Source organism: Microcoleus sp. K5-D4 (assembly GCF_036704575.1).
GTDB lineage: Bacteria > Cyanobacteriota > Cyanobacteriia > Cyanobacteriales > Microcoleaceae > Microcoleus.
The window spans coordinates 1-2,813 of record NZ_JAUBSD010000182.1 but is presented as its reverse complement, the minus strand read 5'-3'; the positions used below and the strand labels follow the sequence as shown (position 1 = coordinate 2,813).

1 protein-coding gene is annotated in these 2,813 nt (G+C 45.3%); it reads left to right on the top strand.

Features of this window, described 5'->3' with window-relative positions; genetic code table 11:
- The first annotated feature begins 132 nt into the window (after positions 1–132).
- Positions 133–2,742 carry an SBBP repeat-containing protein gene (locus tag QUA77_RS28825; RefSeq protein WP_333454036.1) on the top strand — a complete coding sequence of 870 codons (2,610 nt, stop codon included), beginning with the start codon at positions 133–135 and terminating at the stop codon, positions 2,740–2,742.
- Positions 2,743–2,813: the final 71 nt, after the last annotated feature.

The window sequence follows — 2,813 nt, the reverse complement described above, 5'->3', positions numbered from 1 at the left end:
ATCTCTTGTTTCATCTGTAGAAAGAATTCTTAAAGAATTTGGAGATAATTATGTAATTAATTTTGCTTAACTACTTACTTAGGCGGCAGCGGCGATGGCATAAGCGGCAACGGCAATGACTACGCCAACCGCATGACTGTAGATAGCACAGGTGCGGCTTACATTATTGGCACTACTTTTAACAATTTTACGACTACTCCTGGTGCGTACCAAACTACGCCAGCAGGTAACGCTGATTTCTTAGTTACCAAAATTAACCCCGAAGGAACTGCGTTAGTTTACTCTACCTATATCGGCGGTATTGGCAATGAATACGGTTTTGGGATTGCGGTAGACAGTCAAAATAATGCTTATTTAACCGGACAAGTCGATCCAGGTTATCCAACTACACCGGGTTCTTTTCAACCTACAGCACCTAATTACACTGCTGCGGTAACTAAACTCAATGCAGCCGGCAATGCGTTAGTTTATTCTACATTTTTAGGCAATAGCAGCAGCGGCGCCCTAGGCAACGGCATTGCGGTAGACAGTAACGGTAATGCTTATGTTACCGGGGTCACAGGTGGCAACAACAGTTCCCCCCCTGTAGTAAATGGCGGTTTCCCCACTGCCAATGCCTCCCAACCTGTATACGGAGGCGGAATTGATGCGTTTGTTACTAAAGTCAATCCAACTGGCAGTGGTTTAGTTTACTCTACTTATTTCGGCGGTTCTGGTCGCGAAGACGCTCAAGCCATTGCCATAGACAATAATAGTAATGCCTACATTACTGGCATTACTTATTCGACTGACTTGCCTGGGAAAGATTTAGGTTTTCAAAATGCCCTTGCAGGTGAATATGATGGTTTTGTCGCTAAATTTGACGCGAATGGTGCGCGCGCTTATTCCACTTATTTAGGTGGCTTTGGCAATGAAATAGGTAATAATATCACTGTAGATAGTTCTGGAAATGCCTATGTTGTGGGACGTACCACTTCAACTGATTTTCCGACTAAAAATGCTATTCAAGCGACTAATGCAGGTGGTGCAAATGATGCTTTTGTCATCAAGTTAGGTCCTCTAGGTTACAATGCAATTTATTCAACTTATTTGGGCGGTAGCGGAGATGACAACGGGCATCGTATTACTCTAGACAGTGCGAATAATGTTTATGTGACGGGAGATACGACTTCGACTAATTTTCCGACTAAGAATGCTATTCAAAGTGTCAGCGGCGGCGGGAAAGATGCTTTTGTGACAAGTATCAATTCGTCGGGTTCTGCCTTAGTTGATTCTACTTATTTTGGCGGCAGCGGCGACGACAACGGTAGTGGTATTGCGGTGGATGCTTCTGGTGCAGTTTATGTGGCGGGATCTACTACGTCTACTAATTTGCCTACTGCCAATCCTTTGCAAGCGGCGAATGGGGGAGGTGCTTCTGATGCTTTTATTACTAAAATAATTCCTGGCGGGCCGCAGGTAAAGATTGTTGAGTCTGGCGGCAGCACTAATGTAGCAGAAAGCGGGACGACTGATACTTATACAGTGGTGCTAACTAATCAGCCTACTGCTAATGTGGCGATCGCACTCAATACCGCCACTCAAATTCAACCTATTGCTGGCATTAGTTTCACTCCAACTAACTGGTTTGTACCGCAAACAGTGACAGTCAGTGCAGTTGATGATGCAGTAACAGAAACTTCGCCACACAGCGGCCCGATTACTCACACTGCTATCAGTACCGATGCTAGTTATAACGGGGCGAGTGTAAGTTTTACGGTTAATGGCACTGCTGGCAATACCGTCAATGCTAATATTACCGATAACGACACCGCAGGCGTTAGCATTACTCCTGCTAACACGACTGCGACGGAAGGCGGTGCAAACGGAAGTTATAGCGTTACATTAAATACTCAACCGACAGCACCTGTTACGATTAACTTAGCTACAGGCAGTGAAATTCAACCAATTACCGCACTTACTTTTACCGGTACTAATTGGAATGTCGCTCAAACTGTTGCGGTGAAAGCGGTTGACGACAATTTAGTTGAAGGAAATCATGCAGGTGCGATCGCCCATACTGCTACCAGTACCGATACTAACTATAACAGCATCACAATTCCGGCTGTTAGTGTCGCCATTACCGATAATGATACTGCCGATTTCAGCATTGCACCTACGAACATAACTGCTACAGAAGGCGGTGCAAATGGCAGTTACAAAATCCAGCCAACTTCGCAACCAACTGCACCGGTTACTATCAGTTTCAATACTGGCGACCAACTTAATCCGATCGCCACACCTATTACTTTTGATAGCACTAACTGGAATGTTGCGAAAACTGTCACTGTTAGTGCGATCGACGACAATCTAGCACAAGGAACCCACAGCGGCACGATCGCTCACACAGTTACGAGTACCGACGCGAATTATAACGCGAAAGTCATTTCCAATGTGACGGCATCAATTACAGATAACGATAGTCCCGGTATTTCTATTGTGCAATCAGAAGGCGAGACAGCTATTGCTGAAGGCGGTGCAACCGATAGCTACGGCGTACTTCTGACTACTGCACCTACTGCAAACGTCACGATTAATTTTGATACGGGCAGTCAAATTAATGCGATCGCACCTGTTACTTTCACGCCGAATAATTGGAATGTGGCGCAAAATGTCACTGTTACGGCGATCGATGACAGCATAGCGCAAGGAAGCCGCAGCGGCACGATCTCTCACCAGTCTGTCAGTACCGACACTCAGTAGACCTCTTGCGAAAGTCTCAGGCGATGGCTAATTTGTCTTCAAAGAAAGTTCATAATTATAAATACCAGCTA

Bases quoted from the DNA above. Each gene is read 5' to 3' on its own strand.
- QUA77_RS28825 (WP_333454036.1), top strand. From the start codon at position 133: ATGACTGTAGATAGCACAGGTGCGGCTTACATTATTGGCACTACTTTT.